Origin of the sequence: Microbacterium sp. NPDC078814 (genome assembly GCF_040702645.1) — a bacterium.
Classification (GTDB): domain Bacteria; phylum Actinomycetota; class Actinomycetes; order Actinomycetales; family Microbacteriaceae; genus Microbacterium.
In genome coordinates, this window is sequence record NZ_JBFBLT010000005.1 from 310844 (window position 1) to 333470 (window position 22627).

A 22627-nucleotide genomic window follows, 5' to 3' on the forward strand; every position below is an offset into this window, starting at 1 on the left:
CTGCCCGTCCTCGCGTGGTCAGTCCGCGCGGCTGAGGGTCTGCAGCACCTCGGTCTTGGGAGCCGCCGGGAGGAAGAACCGGAACTCGGTACCCACCCCCTCCTCGCTGGTCACGTCCATGGACCCGCCGTGGGCCAGCACGATCGCCCGCGTGATCGTGAGCCCCAGCCCCACCCCCGGCACGGCGTTGCGGGTGGCCGTCGAGGCCCGGAAGAACCGGGTGAAGAGCATGCGCTGCTCGTCCTGTGGGATCCCGACCCCGGTGTCGGCGATGGCCACCTGCACCCCGCCGTCGAGGCGACGCACGGCGGCCGTCACCCGACCCCCGCGCGGGGTGAACTTGATGGCGTTCGAGAGGAGGTTGTCCACGGCCTGCCCGAGGCGACCGGGATCGACGAGCAGCGGGATCGGCTCGTCCCCGACCTGCAGGTCCAGCTCGATCCCCTCGCGCTGCGCGTGCGGTCCCGCCGAGGCCACGGCCGAACGCACGAGCGCCGCGACGTCCGCCTCGTCCCGTTCCAGGGGGAAGCGCCCCGACTCCACCTGCGCCGTGAAGAGCAGGTCGCCGACGAGGTTCAGCAGGCGTTTCGCGTTGCGCTCGATGATGCCGACGAACTCCTGCTGGTCCTCCGTCAGCGGCTGACCCGGATCGTTCTGCAGCAGGTCGAGGAAGCCGATGATCGCGCTCAGCGGCGTCCGCAGCTCATGGGAGATCATCCCCACGAACTCGTCCTTCATGCGCGCGACCTCGACGGCTCTCGTCTCATCGGTGAGCACGAACAGGTAGCCCTGCTGCGCGCCGGACGGATCCTTGTGCGGCGTCACGGTCACCCGGGCGGGTACCGTCGTGCCGCCCGCGGTCTTGACCTCGATGTCGCCGTCGACCGTGTTCCCCGCGTCCGCCTGGGCGAAGAGCTCGCAGAGGGCCTCCGGCACGTCCGCGCGCTCGTCGGGCGCACCGGGCACGCGCGGTGCGCGCGCGACCCCCTCGCGTGCGGCGGTGTCCTCGGCCAGCATGGTCAACGCCGACGACGAGAAGAAGCGATCGACACGTACGTCGTCGAGAGCCTCGTCGTGAGAGAGCCCGAGCAGGCGGACAGCCCCGGGGTTCCAGGCCGTGACGCGCCCCTCGCGATCGGTGCCGATCACGGCCTGCGCGGTGATCGACGCCCACAGGCCCTCGAACGAGTCGAGCAGCACGCGGTACTCGTGCTCCTTCTGCCGCAGCTGCACGATCATCGAGACGTTCTCGGACAGCGCCTTGGTCCGCTCCGTGACCAGCTCCTCCGCCTGCTGCACCCGCAGGCGCTGTTGCCGGGAGAGCTCGTTCACCACGGCCGCGACGGCCGCGAAGACGAGAGGACCGACGACGCCGCGGAGCCACACGACCGCGTTCGTCGGCGGTTCGATGACGTAGGGGATCAGGAGCGCGAGCGACGTGAACGCGCCGACGACGAAGACCCAGCGGATGCCGGGCGCCGCCGCGATCCAGATCACGGGGAGCAGCACGAGCGCGCTGAAGAGCGAGGCCGCCCCTCCCGTCCCCGCGCGGAAGAGCCCCAGTCCCAGGATGTCGACCATCGGGACCAGGAGCACGATCCAGCCCTCCCGGATGTGCAACGCGCTGAGCACTCCGGCGTGGAGCGTCGCGACGAGGACGATCGCGAGGCCGGCGAGGGCGAGGGTGAGATCGGTGAACGGCAGGCTGGGGATGGCCCAGGTCATCACGCCCGCGATCGCCGCGGCGACGAGCGTCGGGACCTGCTTGATGATCGGGTTCGGGTTGTCGACGACCCGGTACCAGCGGTTCTCGGCGCGCTCCAGCGGTGTCGCCCTCATCGCGGAACCCGTTCCACGGCGCGATGGAGGTCGGCCCCGGTGATCGGCTTCGGCAGGGCCGCGTCCGCCGGCGGGTACTCCGCGACATCCAGCACCGAGCTGACGATGAGGAAGCACTCCGGATAGCGTTCGTGGATCAGGCGGCAGCAGGCCTGCCCGGAGATGCCCGGGAGCAGCAGGTCCAGGACGGCGACCTGGGGGTCGATGTCCGGGAAGGCGGCGATGGCAGACTCCGCATCGGGCGCGACGAACACGTCGAAGCCCTCCCGGTCGAGGTACCGCCCCAGGAGGGTCGCCTGATCCGGAGCGTCCTCGACGACCAGGGCGAGCGGCCGTCCGGTCATCGCAGGAGCAGCTCTCGGACGACGACGATCACGACCACGACGGCGAGGGAGATGAGCGCCTGCGGGATGAGGCGGCGCTCCTTCCGGGCGTCGGCCGCGATCTCCTCCACCTCGGCGTCGTGCGATGGTGCGTCGGTCATGAGTCGACCCGTCCGATCTTCTCGGTCTTGATCCAGGAGGCGTCCGCGCGACGCCACTCCTTGAGGTACGAGTCGGCGGTGATCGCGCACAGCAGCGATCCGTACCCGCAGACGTAGAGCAGCAGGCCCGCGAAGAAGCGTCCGGCCGGAAGCGGCTCGACCGCCCGCGCGAGCCAGATGCCGAGCATCGACACCGGCCCCCAGAGGGCGAACGCCATCAGCCACAGCACCCGCGTCTGCTCCGTCGACTCCTGCCCCGCCGCGCCGATCAGACCGTCCAGGGCCCAGGGGAACAGCGCCAGGGCCATGAGGATCAGCGCCCCGAGCCCCGGGAACATGATCGCCTCGCGCCAGGACTGCCGCCCGATGCGCGGATCGAGCTGGACGGAGTAGAGCATCGAGAAGATGTAGATGGCCGCCGCGGCGATCCACATGAACCGGAACACGAACTCCGCGACGTCGCTGTGCAGGAGCAGGAGGACGATCATCGCGGTGGCGGCGAGGAGCAGGAGCGCCGGCATCAGCAGGATCGTGAACCAGGCCAGCCCGAAGGGGATGCTGCCCAGGTTGTGGTCGCGACTCGGACGGAACCAGAGCTTCTTGTAGATCGAGGTGAGCTGCACGTTGCCGCGCGCCCAGCGCAGCCGCTGCTTCCAGAGACTGTCGATCGTCCGCGGCTCCTCGGCGAGCACCACGGCGTGCGGTTCGAACACCATCCGGCGGCCGTGGAGCTGACTCTCGAAGGTCGTCATGGTGTCCTCGGCGAGCGTGCCCGTCGGGATGCGTCCGCCGATCGCCTCGAGGTTCGCGCGGGAATGCAGCTGGGCGCCCCCGGCGAGGCAGGCGATCGCTCCCCCGACGTTCTGCGTGCGCCGTGCCGAGAGCTGGCCGATGACGTACTCGATCGCGATGAACCGGGTGAGGTAGTTGCGGTCCCTGCTGCCCTCCGCGATGTAGGCCGTGACGGCCCCGACCTCCTCGTCCGCGAGGTGCCGGGTGAGCTTGCGCAGGGAGTTGCGCGCGAAGATCACGTCGGCGTCCATGATGAGCACCGCCTCGGTCCACGGGTCGGCGAGCACGACGTCGAGGCCGTGGTTCAGCGTGTGCGCCTTGCCTTCGCCACCCTTCTCGCGTCGCAGGTGGACGACCCGCCCCGGATAGGTCGCCGCCTTCTGCTGCACGATGGCCGGGGTGTCGTCCGTGGAGGCGTCGTCGACGACGAAGACACGGAGGCGCTCGGCGGGGTACTCGAGCTGGAGCAGCCGCTCGATCGCGGGGCCGATGACGAGGCCCTCGTTCCATGCCGGGATGACCACGGCCACGTTCGGGTGGTACGGGGCGGCCTTGCCGTAGTGATTGCGGAAGGCGTGCAGCGGCAGCATGAGGAACTGCAGACCGGTGTTGACGACCGGCAGCGTGCCGATCAGCACGCAGAGGAGGAGGATGACGACGACGACCGTCTCGATCCAGGTCAGTTCGGGCATCAGCGTCCTTCCGTCCCGGTGAGCAGCGGGACGATGCGGGAATACCGGCCGACGTCTGCGGCCACGTGGCTGTCGGTGGAGGCCACGATGCCGGCGCCCGCGCGCTCCAGGGCGTTCAGCGCCTCCGCCCCGGGGCACACCCATTTCTCGTTGACCTCGACGAGCGTGTCCGTCTCGGCGGCGGCTCGCGCCCACGCGTCGAGGCGCTCGCCCCCGAGCTCCTCCTCCGCGAGGCCGATCTTCGGCAGGATCGAGAAGCAGTGCGCGAGCTGGTTGCCCGGATGGCGGCGCATGGTGGCGATGACGGCGTCCACGAACTGGTCGAGGACGTCGGCCGGCGCCCAGCCCGCGGCGATGCGCTCGCGGACCGCGGTGGGTCCGAGCGGCCCGTCCACGCCGGGGAACTGATGATCGGCGATGAGGATCCGGTCGATGCCCGCCGGAAGCGCCGGAATGTCGAGCGCGCCCGAGGCGTCGAGGATCTTCGCCTCCACTCCGGTGAGCACGGTCAGCCCGTCCGGGACGGACAGGCCGCGGACGGCGGCGAGGTACTCCGGCACCCAGGTCGTGCCCTGCCGCACGTGGTCGACGAGACGGACGGTGTCGAGACCGACGGCCGCAGCCGCGGCGACGTTCTCCTCCAGGGTGGAGACCGCGTCGTCGGAGAACGTGGAGTGGACGTGGTGGTCTCCGCGCAGGGCGGGATGACTCACAGCTCCTCCTGGTGACCGGCGTGCGCCGACACGAGCACGTCGTCGACCTCGACGATCACGTCCTCCAGGAAGCGCACGGAGGCGACCTCACGGAAGGGCACCTGCACCGGGATCTCCCGGCCGAGGAAGAGATCGGCGACGAGCGACGGGATGTCGACCCCGGCGGCGATCGTCAGCGGGAGCGCCCCGGGGAAGCGCGGGTTGACCTCGAGCAGCACGGCCCGCCCGTCCCGGTCGCGGCGGAGCTGCACGTTGGCGACGCCGACGAGGCCGATCGCCCGCGCGATGGCGGCGGCGGTCTCCTCGAGCTCGGGGTCGCGGAGCGCGCGGCCGGCGATCGCGACCCCGGAGTCCACCCGGGCACGGGTGCGCGGCACCGCCGCGACCACCCCACCGGAGGCGTCGGCGATCACATCGACCGAGTACTCCTCGCCGGGGAGGAAGTCCTGCACGATCAGCCCCTCATCCGTGGGGAGGGCGGCGAGCGCCTCCGCGTCGGGGACGAGGCGCACGCCGCGGCTGCCCGCCCCCTGCCGGGGCTTGGCGAACACGGGGAACTCCCACGCGACCTCCGCGGCATCCGGGCCGGCGAGCACGGTGCGCGGCACACGACCGGTCGGCGCGCAGCGCGCCGCGAGGGCGAGCTTGTCGAGGGCGGTGTGCAGCGTGTCGGCGGGCGGCGCGGCGAGGACCGCGGGGGCCAGCTCGTCCCGGCGGTCCGCGAGCGCGATCAGCTCCACGTCGACGGTGGAGACCACGAGGTCGAGACCGTCCTCGGCGACCATCCGCGCGATCGCCGGCACGAAGTCCGCGTCCCGCCCCGGGGGAACCAGACGACGCTGCGCCGGCGGGACGAGGTAGATGCCGCTCGCCCAGCCGTCCATGTCGGCCGCGAAGACCGTCAGATCGGACCGGCGCAGCAGGGAGCGGATCACCGCGACTCCGGCGGGGCCCCCGGCTCCGGTGACCAGTACGCGCTTCGTCATCAGCTCTCCCGTCGGGTCAGTTCATGGGCGCCGATGAACTCGGCGGTCTCGCGCACGACCTCCAGCGGCTCGACGGCCACGCCGCCGCCGAACCGCGACCAGTAGCGGGCGGTGGCCGTGACGAACTCCGGCGCGAGGTACTCCCGGTTCGCGGCGGCCTGGGACTGGAAGCACTCCAGCAGCCGCAGCTTGTCGTCGAGGAAGCGGTCGATGCGGACGAAGCGCGTGGGCCGGTAGTCGATGGTCGCGGACGGGCTCTGGTAGCACGCGACCGTGCCGACGCGGCGCGTCGCGACGATCGTCGCCTCGTTCACCGCGCGGTGATCCTGGTGGCGGTCATGGTGCGAGTGCGTGTAGACGATGGTCGGCTGGATCTCCTGCACGACCTCCTCGATGAGGCGGACGGTCGACCCGCCACCGGAGATCTCGGTGTCGACGAGGTCTTTCACGAACAGCCGGGCGCCCACCTGCTCGGCGGCGGCGAGGGACTCGTGCTGGCGGCTGTCCGCATCACCGCCGCGCGCTCCGCGGGAGAGCGTGAGGATGGTGATGCGATCGCCGGCGGCCGCATGGGCTGCGAGGATGCCGCCGACACCGATCTCGACGTCGTCCGGGTGCGCTCCGATCGCGAGGACGACCTCACCGGTCTTCGCCTCCGCTGTCCGGCGCCGGGACTCCTCGACGAGCCGGGTGACCGACTCCACGAGCCGGGCGTTGTCGAGCGGCTTGGTGAGGAACTCGTCGGCCTGCGCCCGGAGCGCGGAGACGGCGTACTCGACCGAGACGTGCGCCGTCATGACGATGACCGGCACGGTGGGCATGAGGCGGCGCAGCTCCGCGAGGAGCTCCAGGCCGCTGAGTCCCGGCATCTCGATGTCGGTGACGACGACGTCGGGTTTCACCGCCGCGGCCTTCTCGAGCGCCGACCGGCCGTCGTCCGCGAGATCGACGACGCAGCCCGCACGCCGTTCCAGGACGGTCTTCACGAGCAGGGCGACGTCGTGGTCGTCGTCGACGACGAGGATGCGAGGGGGGACCTCAGCCATGTACAGCTCTCCTTGGGGAGATTCCCTGCCGAGGGGATTCGGCGGTGCGACCGCGGTGCCTTCATCACCGGGCCGCAGGGAAAGTCGAGCGGGGTACGTCGATTCTGGCACAGGGCTCCACCCCCGGCCCGCAGCGCTTCAGCCCGCGCGCGCCGCCCGCTTCTCCTCCTGGTAGAGCCGGATCGCCTCGTACCGCTCCGCCGACCGCGCCCGCCTCTTCGCCGCCTGCTCCTCGCGGTTCTTGGGCGGCGCCGAGGTCACGAGATCATCGAGCAGCCGCCGCGTGGCCACGGCGATCTCGGCCACCGCGCGATCGAAGACCTCACGGTTCGCCCGCGACGGCGCCGTCGTCCCGGAGATCTTGCGGACGAACTGGAGCGCAGCCTCGCGGCACTCCTCGTCGGTGGCCGCGGGCTCGAGGTTGTTCAGAGGCACGATGTTCCGGCACATACCGGCACCGTACGCGCGGCTCACGGGCCGCGAAAGGGGGATGGCATGCCCGTCCCGCCGTCGCTACGCTCTGGGCTACGACCGGAACCGAGGAGAGATCATGACCGACGCACCGCCGCCCGACGCCCCGCCGCCCTACAACCCGCCGCCGCCCAGCAGCACGCCCTCGCCGTATCCCGCCGCCTCCGCTCCCCCGCCCGGCACCGCCTCCGCGCAGGACGTGCCGACGTCGCCCCCGGGGCGGGTGCTGTCGATCATCGGCCTCGTGCTGGCGTTCCTGCTGCCGCCGGTCGGCCTCATCCTCAGCATCATCGCCGCCGTGCAGCTCGGCAAAGCGAAGGCTCCCAAGGGCATCGCGATCGCCGGCATCATCGTCGGCGCCGTCCTGACGATCTTCGCGATCATCGGCATCATCCTGCTGGCGACCGTGCTGGCCGGCGTGATCGGGACGTGCGCCGAGCTCGGCCCCGGGGTCTGGGACGTCGGCGGCGTCACCTACCGCTGCGGCTGACCGCACCGCGAACGGCGAGGGGCCGGATGCAGCGCATCCGGCCCCTCGTGCGTCCCCTTGCGGGGGTTGCGGTCACTTCTTGTAGTTCGGCGCCTCGACGACGATCTGCACGTCGTGCGGGTGCGACTCCTTGAGCCCGGCCGAGGTGATGCGCACGAACTTGCCGCGCTGCTTGAGCTCCTCGATGGTGCGGGCGCCAACGTAGAACATCGACTGCCGCAGGCCGCCGACGAGCTGGTAGGCGACGGCCGAGAGCGGGCCGCGGTAGGGGACCTGGCCCTCGATGCCCTCCGGGATCAGCTTGTCGTCGCTGGGCACGTCGGCCTGGAAGTAGCGGTCCTTCGAGTAGGACGTCTGCTTGCCGCGCGTCTGCATGGCGCCGAGCGAGCCCATGCCGCGGTACTGCTTGAACTGCTTGCCCGACTGGAAGACGATCTCGCCCGGCGACTCGTCCGTGCCGGCCAGGAGCGAGCCGAGCATCACGGCGTCGGCACCCGCGACGAGCGCCTTCGCGATGTCGCCCGAGTACTGCAGGCCGCCGTCGGCGATCACCGGGACGCCGGCGGGGCGCGCCGCGAGCGAGGCCTCGTAGACGGCGGTGACCTGCGGCACGCCGACACCGGCGACCACGCGGGTGGTGCAGATCGAGCCGGGGCCCACGCCCACCTTGACCGCGTCCACGCCCGCGTCCACGAGCGCCTGCGCGCCCTCGCGGGTGGCGACGTTGCCGCCGATCACGTCGATGTGGGCGAACGACTCGTCGGCCTTGAGGCGCTTGACGAGGTCGATCACGCCCTGCGACTGCCCGTTGGCGGTGTCCACGACGAGCACGTCCACCCCGGCGTCGCGGAGGGCCTCGGCGCGCTCCCACGCGTCGCCGAAGAAGCCGATCGCCGCGCCCACCCGCAGGCGGCCCTGGTCGTCCTTGGTGGCGAGCGGGTACTTCTCGCTCTTGTCGAAGTCCTTGATGGTGATGAGGCCGGCGAGCTTGCCGTCCTCGTCGATGAGGGGCAGCTTCTCGACGCGGTGCTTCGCGAACAGCGCGATGACCTCGCCTGCGGCGACGCCGACGGGGGCGGTGACGAGGTTCTCCCTCGTCATGACGTCCTTGACGAACGTGCTCTGACGCTCGAAGCCGGAGACGAAGCGCATGTCGCGGTTCGTGATGATGCCCACCAGGCGACCCTCGTCGTCCACGACCGGGAGGCCGGAGATCCGGTACTTGGCGCACAGCGCGTCGACCTCCTCCACCGTCGCGTCCTGCGTCGTGGTGATCGGGTCGGTGATCATGCCGGACTCGCTGCGCTTCACGCGGTCGACGTGCGCGGCCTGGTCGGCGATCGAGAGGTTGCGGTGCAGGATGCCGATGCCGCCCTCCCGGGCCATGGCGATCGCCATGCGGGATTCGGTCACCGTGTCCATCGCGCTGGAGAGCAGCGGCGTCGCGACGGAGATCCGTCGGGTGATCCGGGACGACGTGTCGGCCTCACTGGGGATGACGTCGGTGTGCCCGGGGAGCAGCAGCACGTCATCGTAGGTCAGTCCGACGAAGCCGAAGGGATCGTGCTGGTCCATGGAATCTCCTCCTGCGCGAGTGGCGCGGATCCGGGTGCGAATGGGGGGTCGACGTCGGCCGGTGCGCGGGCGTGACCCGTATGGAGATTCTAAGCGAGACACGCCCGAGAACATTCCCAGGGCCCTGTCGTTACCGGACCGTTGGCCGGGACGATAGGTGATTCGCCGATCGCCCATTACGCTCAAGTGCGTCGTCCATCCCCGCGGTTCGACCCGAGCCCGCGGAGACAGCACTCACAGTGGAGGTTGCGTGGGACCCACAGCACTCGCCGGACCGCGAAAGCGCCCTTGGGCCTTCGCCTTCTTCGGAATCCTGATGGCGCTCGCGGCATCGCTCCTGCTCCCTCCCTCAGCGGCCTCCGCCGAGACCACGGACGACGGGCAGGAGGTCACCGACTTCTACTTCGCCGGCGTCGTCACCAACGGCGACGAGCCCGTCGAAGGCGTCGTCATGACGATCGAGGGCAACGGCTTCGACGCCGAGACCGAGACGGACGCCGAGGGCAAGTGGCGCCTCTACGTGCCGGAGAAGGAGACGTACACCCTCACGGTGGACGAGTCCACGCTTCCGGACGGCGTGATCGTCGACGCGACGCAGCTTCCCGAGGGCATCCAGCCCGTCGCCGGCACCACCGCCTCGTTCGAGCTGGAGTTCGGTCTCACCGGGACGAAGATCGTCAACCTCTTCCTCGGCGAGGGCGAGCGGGTGACCGTCTCCTTCCTCGATCAGCTCCTGTCGCGCCTGGTGGGCGGTCTGAACTTCGGGCTCCTGCTGGGGCTCGCCTCGATGGGCGCCGCACTCATCTACGGCACGACCCGGCTGTCGAACTTCGCGCACGGCGAGATGGTGACGTGGGGCGCGGTGATCACCCTCGTCGTCACCTCCTTCTGGCAGCTCCCGCTGTGGGCCGGCATCATCGCCGCGGTCATCGGCGGCGCGGCGCTCGGCTGGGCGCTGGACGCCGGCATCTGGAAGCCGCTGCGCCGCCGCGGTCTGGGCGTCGTCCAGCTCATGATCGTCAGCATCGGCCTCTCGCTGGCCCTGCGCTACGGCCTGCAGTACATCATCGGCGGCAACACCTACCAGCTGCCCGGCGCGAGTCCGGAGCCGATCCGCCTCGGTCCGATCTCCCTGTCGTACATCGACATGATCGGCATGGCCACGAGCATCATCGTGATCCTCGGCGTCGCGTTCTTCCTCACCCGCACCCGCACCGGGAAGGCGACGAGGGCGATCTCGGACAACCCGCAGCTCGCCGCCGCCTCCGGCATCGACGTGGACAAGGTCATCCGCGTCGTCTGGATCCTCGCCGGTACCCTGGCCGCGATCTCCGGCATCCTCTGGGCATACTTCCGCCCCGGCGTGAAGTGGGACATGGGCATGCAGATGCTGCTGCTGATGTTCTGCGCCATCACGCTCGGCGGCCTCGGCTCCGCGATCGGCGCGCTGATCGGCTCGATCATCGTCGGCCTCGCCGTCGAGGTCTCCACGCTCCTCGGAGTGCCGACCGACCTCAAGTACGCCAGCGCCCTCGTCGCGCTGATCATCATCCTGCTCGTGCGACCGCAGGGCATCCTCGGACGCAAGGAAAGGTTGGGCTGACGCATGGACTTCGGAAGCATCTTCGGCAACACCGCCTCCTACCTGTTCAGCCCGACGACGATCGCCTACGCGCTCGCGGCCACCGGCCTCGCGGTGCACTTCGGGTACACGGGTCTGCTCAACTTCGGCATGGCGGCGTTCATGGCGATCGGCGGCTACGGCTACGCGATCTCGATCCTCACCTTCGGATTCCCGTGGTGGCTGGGCGTGCTCGTCGGCATCACCGGCGGCGCGCTCTTCGCCCTGCTGCTGGGCATCCCGACCCTGCGGCTGCGCGCCGACTACCTCGCCATCGCGACCATCGCAGCCGCCGAGGTCGTCCGCCTGATGTTCGTCACCGAGCTCTTCAAGGACTGGACGAACTCCGCGGGCGGTCTGTCCGGGTACCACCAGAGCTTCCGCGACGCCAACCCGTTCCCCCCGGGGACCTATGGCTTCGGCCCGTGGACGTACAACGCCAACGACCTCTGGGTGCGGGTGTTCGGTCTGCTCACGCTCGCTCTGACGATCCTCGTGGTCTGGGCGCTCATGCGCAGCCCGTGGGGCCGGGTGCTCAAGGGCATCCGCGAGGACGAGGACGCCGTGCGCTCTCTCGGCAAGAACGTCTTCGCCTACAAGATGCAGGCGCTCGTGGTGGGCGGTGTGATCGGTGCGCTCGGCGGCATCGTCTTCGTCCTGCCGTCGGCGGTCATCCCCGGCAGCTACTCGACGTCGCTGACGTTCTTCCTGTGGACGATCCTGCTCCTCGGCGGCGCGGCCACGGTGTTCGGCCCCACGCTCGGCGCCGTCCTGTTCTGGGTGGTGTTCGCCTTCCTCGGCGCGCTCCTCCCCGCGATGGCCACGGCCGGCTACCTGCCCATGACGAGCGCTCAGGCCGACGTGGTGCGCTACATCCTCATCGGCATCGTGCTGATGCTCATCGTCGTGTTCCGCCCGCAGGGCATCCTGGGGAACAAGAGGGAGATGACCTTTGTCAAGTGAGAACGACGCGGCCGTCACGCCCGCGAAGAGCGCTCCCCGCGCCAAGACCACCGGCCTCGCCGCGGGCCCCGCCGCCCCCGGAGTCAAGAAGGTCGACCCGATCCTCGTCGTGGACGCCGTGCAGCGGCGCTTCGGCGGCCTCACCGCGGTCGACGTCGATCATCTCGAGATCCCGCGCGGCGCCATCACGGCGCTCATCGGCCCCAACGGCGCCGGCAAGACCACGCTGTTCAACCTCCTGTGCGGCTTCGATAAGCCCAACAGCGGCACGTGGTCCTACGACGGCAAGAACCTGTCCGGAATCCCGTCGTTCAAGGTCGCCCGGATGGGACAGGTGCGCACCTTCCAGCTCACCAAGTCGCTGTCGTTGCTGACCGTGCTGGAGAACATGAAGCTCGGTGCGAAGGACCAGCGCGGCGAGGGTTTCTGGGCAGGGCTGTTCCCCTTCCTCTGGCGCAAGCAGGAGCAGGAGATCGAGCAGCGCGCCCACGAGCTCCTCGTGCGCTTCAAGCTCGACGCCAAGGAGCAGGACTTCGCGGCGTCGCTCTCCGGCGGGCAGCGCAAGCTGCTGGAGATGGCCAGGGCCCTCATGAGCGACCCGAGCCTGGTGATGCTCGACGAGCCGATGGCCGGGGTGAACCCCGCCCTCACGCAGTCGCTCCTCGATCACATCCTCGACCTCAAGGACCTCGGGATGACCGTCCTGTTCGTGGAGCACGACATGCACATGGTCCGTCACATCGCCGACTGGGTGGTCGTGATGGCCGAGGGGCGCGTGGTGGCCGAGGGGCCGCCGGAGACCGTCATGGAGGACCCCGCGGTGGTGGACGCCTACCTCGGCGCCCACCAGGACGTGGACCTCGGCGCCGTCACCGGCCGTCTCCCGGTGATCTCCGACGCCGACGCGGAGCGCATCCGCGAGCAGATCGAGACAGAGGTCGAGGCCGAGGTCGAGGCCGAGGACGCCGCCGAGGAGGGCAAGGCATGAGCACCGCAACCCCCGCCGAGGGCGCCGCCCGGGCCGACGACGTGGTCGTCGAGCTGAAGGACGTGCACGCCGGCTACCTGCCGGGAGTCAACATCCTCAACGGCGCCAACCTCGTCGCCCGCCAGGGTGAGCTCATCGGCATCATCGGCCCGAACGGCGCCGGGAAGTCGACGCTCCTCAAGGCGATCTTCGGCATGGTGAACGTCCGCGAGGGCGACATCACGGTCAAGGGTGAGAGCATCGTCGGTCTCAAGGCCGACAAGCTCGTGCGCCGCGGTGTGGCCTTCGTGCCGCAGACGAACAATGTGTTTCCTTCGCTCACCATCCAGGAGAACCTGGAGATGGGCCTCTACCAGAACCCGAAGATCTTCGCGGAGCGACTCGAGTTCGTCAGCAGCATCTTCGCCGAGATCGGCAAGCGCCTGAAGCAGCGGGCCGGCTCGCTCTCCGGCGGTGAGCGGCAGATGGTGGCCATGTCGCGCGCGCTCATGATGGACCCCTCGGTGCTCCTGCTGGACGAGCCGTCCGCCGGCCTCTCCCCCGTGCGACAGGACGACGCCTTCATCCGCGTCTCCGACATCAACAAGGCGGGCGTCACGACGATCATGGTCGAGCAGAACGCCCGCCGGTGCCTGCAGATCTGCGACCGCGGCTATGTGCTCGACCAGGGCAAGGACGCCTACGAGGGCACCGGCCGGGAGCTGCTGAACGACCCGAAGGTCATCGGCCTCTACCTCGGCACCCTCGGGACCGACGCGGCCTGAGACGCGGCCCAGGAACGACGAAGGCCCCGGATGCCGAAGCATCCGGGGCCTTCGTCGTCGCTGCGTTACTTGATGCGCGAGGTGACGTTCTCGGAGTCGAACTCGTAGACGCCGATGGCAGCGCCCTTCGGGTCGTTGTTCTCGTCGAACGTGATCTCACCGGAGAGGCCGTCGTAGTCCGGCGTGCCGCCGTCGTTGATGATCGCGGCGCAGTCGGCGTAGTTGTCGCACTTCTCGCCGTCGCCGTCACCACCGGAGACGGTGATCATCTCCGCGGCGATGTCCGGGCCCTCGACCGAGCCGGCCTTCAGCGCGGCCAGAGCGATCAGCACCACGGCGTCGTACGCCTCGGCCGAGTACGTCACGGCGTCGATCGGGTCGTTGCCCTCGGCCGTCCAGACCGCGTTCAGCTGGTCGAGGAAGTCCTGCGGCAGCTCGGCGCCGGCGCGGGTGCCCTTCGAGCCCTCGAGGCTGACCGACACGTCCGCACCCCAGTCCTTGAGGTTGCCGTCGACGAGGTACAGCGACCCCGTGTCGACCCCGGCGTTGCCGAGCAGCGGCGCGATCGTGGCGAACTGGTCGTAGGAGACGACGGCGACCGCATCCGGCTTGGCCGCGGCGATCTCCGAGACCTGGGCGTTGAACTGTCCGTCGCCCTGGTTGTACGAGGCGTCGGCGACGACCTCGCCGCCGGTGCTCTCGAAGGTGGCCTTGATCGCCTCGAACAGCCCCGTGCCGTACGGGTCGTTCTGGTAGATGATGCCCAGCGTCTTGTGACCGTCCTCGGCGATCTCGTTGCCGAGCACCTCGCCCTGCAGGTTGTCGCTCGGCGCGGTGCGGAAGTACAGCGGGTTGATGCCCGTGAAGTCCGGCGAGGTGTTGGACGGGGACACCGTCAGGATGTCGGCACCCGCGTTGCCGTCGAGGATGAGCTTGGTGACGCTCGAGGACGCCGCGCCGATCATGGCGGTGATGCCGTCGTTGCGCAGGTTGGTGATGGAGGTCTCGTAGGCCTTGTTGTCGAGGTCGCCCTCGTCGGCCGTGCTGAGGTCGATCGTGATTCCGGCGTCGGCCTCGTTGATCTGATCCACGGCGAGCTGGACGCCGGCCTCCATCGGCGCGCCCAGGAACGCGAGCGTACCGGTGGCGGGCAGCAGCGAACCGAGCTTGAGCGTCAGGTCGGCGGCGGGCTTGTCGCCACCCCCGTCCGACGGCTCCGCGTTCGGCGTGCTGCTGCAGCCCGCGATGATGAGGGCGGAGGCGCTGACCAGCGCGATCCCGGCGAAGATCCTCGCGCTGCGCGAGCCCTTCAGTGCGTTCATGATGCTCCCTTGCGTAAACGAACGTGGATGGTGACCACAGTCGGGTGCTCTAACACTAGGGCGTGCGCCCCGCGCGCAGGAGGGGCAAGTATCTCGGTGCGTTAACGATCCAGGACAGCTGTTTCCGCCGGTGGGCGGGCGGGATCAGAGCCCCGCGGCGGGGGTGTCCCGACGGCCGCGCCGTGCGGCGAGGAGCAGATCGACGACGAAGACCGCGATCGCGATCCACACCAGGACGAACCCGATCCAGCGCTCCGGCGGCATCGGCTCGTGCAGCACGACGACCCCGATCAGGAACTGGAGGATCGGGGTGAGGAACTGCAGCATGCCGATGACGGCGAGATCGACGCGACGCGTGCCGGCCGCGAACAGCAGCAGAGGGACGGCCGTCGCCACTCCCGCGAACGCGAGCAGCACGGCATGCGGCCCGCCCGCGGTCCCCATGGTCAGGCCGGCCGGCGTCGTCGCCACGATCACGAGCTGCACCACCGCGATGGGGATCAGCCAGAACGACTCGAGCGTCAGCCCGCTCACCGCGTCGACGGCGGGGCCGATCTTCTTCTTGATGAGCCCGTACAGGCCGAAGGAGGCCGTGAGCGTCAAGGCGATCCAGGGGACGTGGCCGTACGCCACGACGATGACCACGACCGCGATGGCCGCGATCCCGACGGCCGCCCACTGCAGCCGGCGGATGCGCTCCTTGAGCACGAAGACGCCGAGCAGCACCGTCGTGATGGGGTTGATGAAGTAGCCGAGCGCCGTCTCCACCACGTTCCCGCTCAGCGTGCCGAGGACGAAGACCTGCCAGTTGACGTAGATGAGGAGGCCGGCCAGGGCCGTCCACCCCAGCAGCCGCGGACTCCGGACGATCGCGAGGAAGGCGGCCCATCCCCTCGTGACCGTGAGCAGCAGGAGACAGAAGACGACGGAGAGCAGCACCCGCCAGGCGACGACCTCCCACGGACCGGTGGGCTGCAGCAGGAGGAAGTAGAGCGGCAGGACGCCCCACAGCAGGTAGGCGCTCCCGGCGTAGGCGACGCCCGCCGTCCGGGTGGCGCGGGTCGTCTCAACGGTCACCGCACAACCCTATGCCTGCGCCGCCGGGCGACGCGCCGTTCGGGACGCAGAAGAGGGCCCGGATGCCGAAGCATCCGGGCCCTCTGCGGACCGGGTTCCCGTCCGGCGAGCGGAGGGAACCGGGTGTGCGATCAGCGGACGACGACCGCCAGGACGTCGCGAGCCGACAGGACGAGGAACTCGTCCGCGCCGAACTTCACCTCGGTGCCGCCGTACTTGCTGTAGAGCACGCGGTCGCCGACGGCGACGTCGAGCGGAACGCGGTTGCCGTTGTCGTCGATACGGCCGGGGCCGACCGCCACGACCTCGCCCTCCTGGGGCTTCTCCTTGGCGGTGTCGGGGATGACCAGGCCACTCGCGGTGGTCTGCTCGGCCTCGACCTGCTTGATGACGATGCGGTCCTCGAGCGGCTTGATGGAAACCGACACGGTCTACCTCTTCTTTCTTGACGCTGACACGAAAGACTCGTTCGCACTCTCAACCCGAGAGTGCTAATGCCAGTGTAGGCGGTCGGCTGGCACTCATGCAATGCGAGTGCCAACCCCGATCCGGCGGCGACCGGGTCCTAGGGTGGGAGGGTGGAGATGTCCGAGCTGCGCGCCCTGCTGACCCCCGCCGGCCTCGAGCTGCTCGATGCGCTCGGGCCGGTCACCTCCACCGCCGAGGCGGCCGCAGCCGTCTCCCGGCTGCGCGCCGCCGGCCACTCCCCCGACCTCGTCTCCGCCGTCGTCGGCCAGGCGCACCTGCGCGCCAAGGCCACGGCGAAGTTCGGCCCGTTCGCCGCCCGCATGCTCTTCACCCGCGCGGGCCTCGAGCAGGCCACACGCCTCGGAGTGGCCGCCCGCCACGCCCAGCGGATCCGCCGGGCCGGCCTCACGAGCGTCGCCGACCTCGGCTGCGGGATCGGCGGCGACGCCCTCGCGTTCGCCGGCGCCGGACTGGCGGTGCACGCCGTGGACGCCGACGAGGTGACCGCGGCCTTCGCCGCCTACAACCTCGCCCCGTTCGGGGAGGACGCCACAGTACGCCACGCGACCGCGGAGGAGGCCCTCGGAGAACCGGTCCCCGGCCAGGCGATCTGGATGGACCCCGCCCGCCGCACCTCCGGGCACAGCGAGACCCGGCGCGTCTCCGCCGACGACTACTCGCCGTCGCTCGACTGGGCGTTCGCCGTCGCCGCGCAGCGCCCCACCGGGATCAAGCTCGGCCCCGCCCACGACCGCGACCGCCTGCCCACGGACGCGGAGACGCAGTGGGTCAGCGCCGACGGGAGCGTGGTCGAGCTCGTGGTGTGGTCGCGCGAGCTCGCGAGGGAAGGGGTGCGGCGCTCCGCTCTCGTCATCCGCGGCGAGCGCTCGCACGAGCTCACCGGATCCGCGGATGCCGAGGACGCGCCGGTCCGTGCGCTCGGGGCCTTCCTCCACGAGCCGGACGGGGCCGTCATCCGGGCCCGGCTCATCGGCGACGTCGCCCGCAGCCTCGACGCGGGGATGCTCGATCCGCGCATCGCGTACCTGACCTCGGACGCCGCCCTGACGAGCCCGTTCGTGCAGTCCTTCCGCGTCCGGGAGACGCTGCCGATCACGCCGAAGACGATCAACGCGGCCTTGAAGACCCACGGCATCGGCCGCATCGAGATCAAGAAGCGCGGGGTGGACGTCGATCCGGCGGCCTTCCGGCGCAAGCTGACCCTGCGCGGCGACGCCGAGGCGACCCTGATCCTCGCCCGGTTCGGCGATCAGCGCCGCGCGATCCTCGCCGACCGGGTGCCCGCCGCGGACTGAGAGAGCGTGTCAGCCCTCCGGGTCGCGGCCCGGGATGTCGACGCGGATCGGATCCCCGGGCGGGCCGGTGGTCACGAGGTAGGACTCGCCCGTCGCCGCGTCGACGACGGCGGGGCCCGAGGTCACGGTGAGATAGGGCGTCTGCCAGCGCGTGAAGTCCACCTCGATGACGGATGCCGACAGCAGCTCCCCGGTCTCCTGGTCGACGTCGAGCAACTGCACGCGGAGCCCGGACTGGACGGCTTCGTCGATCGTGGCGCACTGGCGCGAGCCGTCGGCGTCGACGATCAGGCAGCGCTGGGAGGGCCCGCTCTCCGTGCTGCGGTCGCCGAGCCAGACCGGCTGCTCGCGGAACGACCCGAGGACGGAGAGGTTGAGGTCATAGCCGTCGCCGACGAGCTCTTCCGCCCTCGCGCGCTCCGCCTCGCCGAACTGGGCGACGAGCGTGGAGCTGCCTCCCCAGCGCTGGATGCTCACCATCGGCTCGTCCGTGGTGGAGAAGAGCATGACCGCCGTCACGCTGTCGAAGGAGAAGGAGCTCTCCTCGTCGTCCGCGGAGGAGACCGGCACGGGGAGCGAGGCGTACAGGCCCGTCCCCACCTCCTCCCCGGCCAGGCAGGTCGACTGGGAGTCGGCGCCCACGTCGAGGATCAGGCACCGGGTGGCCCCGTCGTCCTGTGTGGCGAACCAGGCGAGCGCCCCCTCCGCCTCTCCCACCGGGCGGACGGAGCCGGGATCGTAGTCCTCCCCGGCGAGTTCGATCCGCCGGTCCTCCTGCGCCTCCGTCAGGGGGAACGCGTCCGGTCGCGGGGCGAACAGCGCCCACCCGGCCCCCACGCCGATCGCGAGGAGAGCCGCCGACGCCACGAGGACCGGCACGAGACCGCGGCGGTTCGCGGCCGGCGCCTCGGACGCGGAGACGTCCTCCGTGTCCTCCGGCGCGGCGTCTTCCGCGACCGGCCCTTTCTCCGGCTCCGGGAGAGCGTCCGCGACCTCCTTCGCACCGCCGGGGTCCGGGGGTGCGGACGTCGCCGGCTCCTCGGACGCGGACAGAGCCGTGCGGCGGCGCTCCGCCTGGAGCTCCTCCAGCCGGAGGGCTGCGGCAGCGTCGAGCCCGCCGTCACGGCCGTATGCCGCACGCTCCAGCGCCCGGCGCTCCGCGTCGTCGTCTCCGGACTGGGGTCGGTCAGTCTCCTCCCGCACCGACGTCGCTCCCTTCTCGGATGATCACGAAGGACGGGGAGCCACCGCCCGGCAGCTCGTAGGTCGTCAGGCCGCCGGTCTCCGCGTCGGTCAGCTGCAACCTCAGCCGACCGTCGTGCTCCTGCAGCGTCTCCGTCGTCTCGCAGGCTTTCGGCGCGTCCGGTGTCGCCCCGTCGTAGACGAGGCACTGCCGCCCCGTCTCGGCCTCGGAGGCCGTCCAGATCGGGACGTCGCGGTCGTACCCCACGACCCAGATCGAGTGGGGGTCGAAGCCGTCCTCGACCAGACGCGCGGCCGTGCGGGTCTCTTCCTCGTTCGCATAGGTGATGCCGCTGCCCTCACCGGAGCCGTACTCCGAGACGCCGACGGCCACCGCCGGTTCGCCGTCGGGCGTGAGGAGCAACTGCGCCATGACCTGTCGGGTGTACTCGTCGTCCCGCTGCGTCGTCACCTCGCCCCACAGTCCTTCCTTCTGGACGGCTTCCCGCTGGTTGCAGCTCGGCGTCGTGCTCTCCGCCGATCCGAGGACCAGGCAGACGCTCGCCCCGCCGTTCTGTGTCGCCATCCAGACGACCGCGCCCTCCTCCGTCGCGACGGCGCGCACCGATCCGGGGTCGTACTTCCCGGATGCGATGAGTTCGGACTGCCACCCCTGCTGCTCGGCGCTGAGCGCGACCGCGGCACCGCCGGTCCGGCCGAAGGCGAGCCACCCGATGCCGAGCCCCAGGAGGACCATGACGACCGCGGCGAGCGCGAGCATCCCGCGCGAACGGTGCCGCGCCTCGGTAACGGCGGGGCGGTCGGTCCGGGTGGCGTCGTCCACGGGCTCGTCGTCCGGCACCACGGGAGCGTCGTCTCCTGTCGGAGTCTCGCCGTCGTCCGGCACGGTGGCGAGGGAGTGCCGGGACCGCGGAGGACCGGGCTGCCGGGTCTCCTGCACAGAGCCGGCCATCGGATCCGACGTGCTCGGTCCCGGAGACGGACGCCGCCGGGCATCGTCGAGCTGTCGCAGGCGCGCGGCCTCCGCGTCCGTGAGGCCTCCGCCCGGGCCGAAGGCCTTGCGCTGCAGGGCCCTGCGCTCCTCGACATCGTCGTCGTCCGTCATGGCCATCCCGCCTAGCCGAGTCTCTCGAACTGCATCCCCGCCCAGACCAGCCAGCCGAGGCTGTACACGGTCGCGCACAGCCCCAGCACGAGCGCCCAGCGCGCGATCGCGCGGTTCTCGACGGGGCGGCGCAGCGACATGATGGCGGCGATCACGGCGACGACCGCGACCGGGATCCCCCAGCCCACGAAGAACGATGCGCCGAGCGCGACGATCGCCGCAAGCAGCGCCCACGGCGCCAGCCGCGTGTCGTCCACGGGCACGGGCTCGGACGCCGGCTCCCAGGCGTCCTCCTCCCCGTGGTCGAGGTCGGGCCCGCTCACGACCACGGGCTCGATGCCCACCGGGCCCGTGGGGAGCTTCGTGTAGCCCTCCCGCGGAGCTCCGGGAAGGCGCGCGGTCCCGGCCGGGCGCTCGACCTGCCCGCTCGCGCGCTCGACCCGCGCGCGGGGGGCGACCCCGTCCGGTTCCGGTTCCTGCGCGAGCCCGGTCACGCCGGCACCGCCTCCGCGACCTGGATCTCCGTGACCGGCAGCGTCGAGTCCGCGCCGAAGCCGAGGGTCGAGGCGGGACGCCCCGATGCGATGAGCTCGGCGGCGAGCGCGGCGATCATGGCGCCGTTGTCCGTGCAGAGGGACAGCGGCGGGATGCGCACGGTGACCCCGGCCTCGGCGGCCCTCGACAGCGCGACCTCGCGGAGCCGGCGATTCGCGATCACGCCGCCGCCGAGCAGCAGGCGCGGCACCCCGAGGTCGGCGCAGGCGTTGAGCGCCTTGGTGACGAGGACGTCGACGACGGCCTCCCGGAAGCTCGCGGCGACGTCGGCGATCGGCAGCTCGCGCGCGTCGGCGCCCGCGGCGGCGTTCTCCGCCTCGAAGCGCTCGACCCAGCGGGCGACAGCGGTCTTCAGCCCGGAGAACGAGAAGTCGTAGCGATGCTTCGCGAGGTCCGAGGCACGCGAGAGCCCGCGCGGGAAGCGGATCGCGTCCGGGTCTCCGCCGACCGCGGCCCGGTCGATCTCGGGACCGCCGGGATACGGCAGGGACAGCAGCCGGGCGACCTTGTCGAACGCCTCGCCCGCGGCGTCGTCCACGGTCTCCCCGAGCAGCTCGACATCGGTCGTGAGGTCGCGCACGTGGAGCAGGGACGTGTGGCCGCCGGAGACCAGCAGCGCGATCGTCGGGTACTCCAGCGGCGCCGCATCCGGGGTGAGGATGTCGGCCGCGATGTGGCCGACGAGGTGGTTGACCGCATACAGCGGCTTGTCGAGGGCGACGGCGAGTCCCTTCGCCGCTCCCACGCCGACCATGAGCGCTCCGGCGAGGCCGGGGCCGCTCGTCACCGCCACCGCATCGAGGTCGGCGAGACGGACGTCGGCCTCGGCGAGGGCGGCGTCGATGGCCGGCTGCAGGGCCTCGAGGTGCGCGCGGGCGGCGACCTCCGGCACGACGCCGCCGTACCGGGCGTGCTCGTCCATGCTGGAGGCGATCGTGTTGGACAGCAGCGTGCGCCCCCGCACGATGCCGATGCCGGTCTCGTCGCAGCTCGTCTCGATGCCGAGCACCAGGGGCTCACTCATGCGGTCGCCTCCTCCGGCGTATCGGCGGGCGCCGGGTGGCGGCGCAGGTCCAGACGCATCACGATCGCGTCGACGTCGTCCGGCTGATAGTAACGGGGGCGCCTGCCGATCTCCTCGAAGCCCTCCGTGCGATACAGCCCCTCGGCCGCCGGGTTGTCGGCGCGCACCTCGAGGAACACCTCGTGCGCGCCCCGGGCGGCAGCCGTCCGCAGCAGGGCACGCAGCAGCGCGCGCCCGCGCCCCTGCCCCCGGACCTCGGCGAGGAGGGCGATGGTCTGGATGTCGGCGTCCGCGCCGCCCTGCAGGGCTCGGACCCCGCCGTAGCCGACGATCGCCCCGCCCTGCTCGTCGACGAGGTAGCGGCCGTGCGGGCTCGCCAGCTCGCTCGCCATGGTCTCCCGGCTCCACGCGTCGGTCGGGAACGAGCGCTCCTCGATGGCCATGATCGCGTCGAGGTCGTCCGGCCGCGCGTCCCGGAGCGTCATGCGCCCACCTTCTTCGGGGCACCGGGCAGGGTGACGTCCGGATGCCGCAGGTAGAGCGGCTCCTCGCCGGCGAGGACCCTGCCGGCGGCGAGCGCTCGCGCCCCCACCCGGGCGAGGTCGACCGCGGACAGCGTCGTCACGTCCACCCGGCGGAGGCCCGCGAGATGCTCGTCGGCGTCGGCGGCGCGCACGAGCACGGTGTCGGCGATCGTGCGCGGGATCCCGTCCTCGTCCTGCCCGTCGAACACGGTGACGGCGACCTCGCGGCGGCGGGCGTCGGTGACGACGGCGAACGGTCCGGTCACGGTGGCCTGGATCGTGAGCGCGGCCGCCGTGTGGCTGGGGACCGGGACGACGGGGACACCGCGGCCGAGGGCGAACGCCCGCGCGGTCGCGATGCCGATGCGCAGCCCGGTGAACGGGCCGGGGCCCATTCCCGCCACGACGTGCGTGATGCCGTCGGACCCGCCCTCGCGGAGCACGTCGCGCACCAGGTCGCCGATCACCTCGGCGTGGCCCAGTGGGTCGGCGGTACCGGCCTCGGCACGACGCGTCCCGTCCGGGTCGATGAGGGCGACGGCGGTGCCAAGGGAGGTGTCGACGGCGAGGATCACCTCTCCAGGGTAGTCGTCACCCCGCCCGTCACGG

24 protein-coding genes are annotated in these 22627 nt (G+C 71.1%); 6 read left to right on the forward strand and 18 right to left on the reverse strand.

Going from position 1 to position 22627, the window contains the following annotated elements:
* Positions 1-18 precede the first annotated feature (18 nt).
* From AB0300_RS12225 to AB0300_RS12260, 8 genes are all read right to left on the reverse strand, one after another.
* Positions 19-1839, reverse strand: coding sequence for an ATP-binding protein (locus AB0300_RS12225; RefSeq protein WP_366216098.1), 1821 nt, complete (start codon positions 1837-1839; stop codon positions 19-21).
* On the reverse strand, positions 1836-2183 hold the full coding sequence (locus AB0300_RS12230; protein ID WP_025103741.1) for a response regulator: 348 nt from the start codon (positions 2181-2183) through the stop codon (positions 1836-1838). The genes AB0300_RS12225 and AB0300_RS12230 overlap by 4 nt, the downstream gene beginning before the upstream one ends.
* Positions 2180-2323 carry a hypothetical protein gene (locus tag AB0300_RS12235; protein ID WP_157524008.1) on the reverse strand — a complete coding sequence of 48 codons (144 nt, stop codon included), beginning with the start codon at positions 2321-2323 and terminating at the stop codon, positions 2180-2182. The genes AB0300_RS12230 and AB0300_RS12235 overlap by 4 nt, the downstream gene beginning before the upstream one ends.
* Positions 2320-3807 carry a glycosyltransferase gene (locus tag AB0300_RS12240; protein WP_025103740.1) on the reverse strand — a complete coding sequence of 496 codons (1488 nt, stop codon included), beginning with the start codon at positions 3805-3807 and terminating at the stop codon, positions 2320-2322. The genes AB0300_RS12235 and AB0300_RS12240 overlap by 4 nt, the downstream gene beginning before the upstream one ends.
* Entirely contained in the window at positions 3807-4520 is a 714-nt protein-coding gene (locus AB0300_RS12245; protein WP_025103739.1) for a PHP domain-containing protein, read from the reverse strand. The genes AB0300_RS12240 and AB0300_RS12245 overlap by 1 nt, the downstream gene beginning before the upstream one ends.
* Positions 4517-5506, reverse strand: a complete 990-nt coding sequence (locus tag AB0300_RS12250) for an ATP-grasp domain-containing protein (RefSeq protein WP_366216099.1) — start codon at positions 5504-5506, stop codon at positions 4517-4519. Before AB0300_RS12250 ends, AB0300_RS12245 begins: the two co-directional genes overlap by 4 nt.
* Positions 5506-6552, reverse strand: coding sequence for a response regulator (locus AB0300_RS12255; RefSeq protein ID WP_025103737.1), 1047 nt, complete (start codon positions 6550-6552; stop codon positions 5506-5508). Before AB0300_RS12255 ends, AB0300_RS12250 begins: the two co-directional genes overlap by 1 nt.
* Positions 6553-6690: 138 nt before the next feature.
* Positions 6691-7002, reverse strand: coding sequence for a DUF2277 domain-containing protein (locus tag AB0300_RS12260; RefSeq protein ID WP_025103736.1), 312 nt, complete (start codon positions 7000-7002; stop codon positions 6691-6693).
* Between the two features lie 100 nt (positions 7003-7102).
* Here AB0300_RS12260 and AB0300_RS12265 point away from each other — a divergent pair, with 100 nt between their 5' ends.
* The gene (locus AB0300_RS12265) at positions 7103-7513 is read left to right on the forward strand and encodes a hypothetical protein (RefSeq protein ID WP_085605835.1); all 411 of its coding nucleotides are present in this window, start codon (positions 7103-7105) and stop codon (positions 7511-7513) included.
* A 72-nt stretch (positions 7514-7585) separates the two neighbouring features.
* Here AB0300_RS12265 and guaB read toward each other — a convergent pair whose 3' ends face one another.
* On the reverse strand, positions 7586-9088 hold the full coding sequence (gene guaB, locus AB0300_RS12270) for an IMP dehydrogenase (RefSeq protein WP_025103734.1): 1503 nt from the start codon (positions 9086-9088) through the stop codon (positions 7586-7588).
* Positions 9089-9404: 316 nt separating this feature from the next.
* On the opposite strand from guaB, the gene AB0300_RS12275 reads away from it, so the two are divergent.
* From AB0300_RS12275 to AB0300_RS12290, 4 genes are read left to right on the forward strand one after another with little or no spacing between them, the layout of a single operon-like run.
* Entirely contained in the window at positions 9405-10691 is a 1287-nt protein-coding gene (locus tag AB0300_RS12275) for a branched-chain amino acid ABC transporter permease (RefSeq protein ID WP_085605837.1), read from the forward strand.
* Between the two features lie 3 nt (positions 10692-10694).
* Positions 10695-11672 (forward strand): branched-chain amino acid ABC transporter permease, encoded by a 978-nt coding sequence (locus tag AB0300_RS12280; RefSeq protein ID WP_025103732.1) that lies wholly within the window; start codon positions 10695-10697, stop codon positions 11670-11672.
* Positions 11662-12660: an ABC transporter ATP-binding protein gene (locus AB0300_RS12285; protein ID WP_025103731.1), complete on the forward strand. Its 999-nt coding sequence runs from the start codon at positions 11662-11664 to the stop codon at positions 12658-12660. Before AB0300_RS12280 ends, AB0300_RS12285 begins: the two co-directional genes overlap by 11 nt.
* Positions 12657-13424 (forward strand): ABC transporter ATP-binding protein, encoded by a 768-nt coding sequence (locus tag AB0300_RS12290; protein ID WP_025103730.1) that lies wholly within the window; start codon positions 12657-12659, stop codon positions 13422-13424. The genes AB0300_RS12285 and AB0300_RS12290 overlap by 4 nt, the downstream gene beginning before the upstream one ends.
* A 65-nt stretch (positions 13425-13489) precedes the next feature.
* On the opposite strand, the gene AB0300_RS12295 is transcribed toward AB0300_RS12290, so the two are convergent.
* The 3 genes from AB0300_RS12295 to groES form a co-directional block, all read right to left on the reverse strand.
* The gene (locus AB0300_RS12295) at positions 13490-14746 is read right to left on the reverse strand and encodes an ABC transporter substrate-binding protein (RefSeq protein WP_025103729.1); all 1257 of its coding nucleotides are present in this window, start codon (positions 14744-14746) and stop codon (positions 13490-13492) included.
* Positions 14747-14890: 144 nt separating this feature from the next.
* Positions 14891-15823: an EamA family transporter RarD gene (gene rarD / locus AB0300_RS12300; protein ID WP_366216101.1), complete on the reverse strand. Its 933-nt coding sequence runs from the start codon at positions 15821-15823 to the stop codon at positions 14891-14893.
* 131 nt (positions 15824-15954) lie between these two features.
* Positions 15955-16251: a co-chaperone GroES gene (gene groES, locus AB0300_RS12305; RefSeq protein WP_017203655.1), complete on the reverse strand. Its 297-nt coding sequence runs from the start codon at positions 16249-16251 to the stop codon at positions 15955-15957.
* 150 nt (positions 16252-16401) lie between these two features.
* On the opposite strand from groES, the gene AB0300_RS12310 reads away from it, so the two are divergent.
* The gene (locus AB0300_RS12310) at positions 16402-17607 is read left to right on the forward strand and encodes a class I SAM-dependent methyltransferase (RefSeq protein ID WP_338565538.1); all 1206 of its coding nucleotides are present in this window, start codon (positions 16402-16404) and stop codon (positions 17605-17607) included.
* A 9-nt stretch (positions 17608-17616) separates the two neighbouring features.
* On the opposite strand, the gene AB0300_RS12315 is transcribed toward AB0300_RS12310, so the two are convergent.
* The 6 genes from AB0300_RS12315 to tsaB are packed head-to-tail and all read right to left on the reverse strand — an operon-like array spanning position 17617 to position 22593.
* A complete protein-coding gene (locus tag AB0300_RS12315; protein ID WP_315108329.1) occupies positions 17617-18810 on the reverse strand; it encodes a hypothetical protein in 1194 nt (397 codons plus the stop codon).
* Positions 18794-19915: a hypothetical protein gene (locus AB0300_RS12320; protein WP_315108327.1), complete on the reverse strand. Its 1122-nt coding sequence runs from the start codon at positions 19913-19915 to the stop codon at positions 18794-18796. The genes AB0300_RS12315 and AB0300_RS12320 overlap by 17 nt, the downstream gene beginning before the upstream one ends.
* Before the next feature lie 11 nt (positions 19916-19926).
* The gene (locus tag AB0300_RS12325) at positions 19927-20409 is read right to left on the reverse strand and encodes a hypothetical protein (protein ID WP_025104334.1); all 483 of its coding nucleotides are present in this window, start codon (positions 20407-20409) and stop codon (positions 19927-19929) included.
* Complete coding sequence (gene tsaD / locus AB0300_RS12330) at positions 20406-21494, reverse strand: tRNA (adenosine(37)-N6)-threonylcarbamoyltransferase complex transferase subunit TsaD (protein ID WP_025104335.1); 1089 nt, start codon at positions 21492-21494, stop codon at positions 20406-20408. The genes AB0300_RS12325 and tsaD overlap by 4 nt, the downstream gene beginning before the upstream one ends.
* Entirely contained in the window at positions 21491-21979 is a 489-nt protein-coding gene (rimI, locus tag AB0300_RS12335) for a ribosomal protein S18-alanine N-acetyltransferase (RefSeq protein WP_025104336.1), read from the reverse strand. Before rimI ends, tsaD begins: the two co-directional genes overlap by 4 nt.
* Positions 21976-22593 carry a tRNA (adenosine(37)-N6)-threonylcarbamoyltransferase complex dimerization subunit type 1 TsaB gene (tsaB, locus tag AB0300_RS12340; RefSeq protein WP_025104337.1) on the reverse strand — a complete coding sequence of 206 codons (618 nt, stop codon included), beginning with the start codon at positions 22591-22593 and terminating at the stop codon, positions 21976-21978. The genes rimI and tsaB overlap by 4 nt, the downstream gene beginning before the upstream one ends.
* Between the last annotated feature and the right edge of the window lie 34 nt (positions 22594-22627).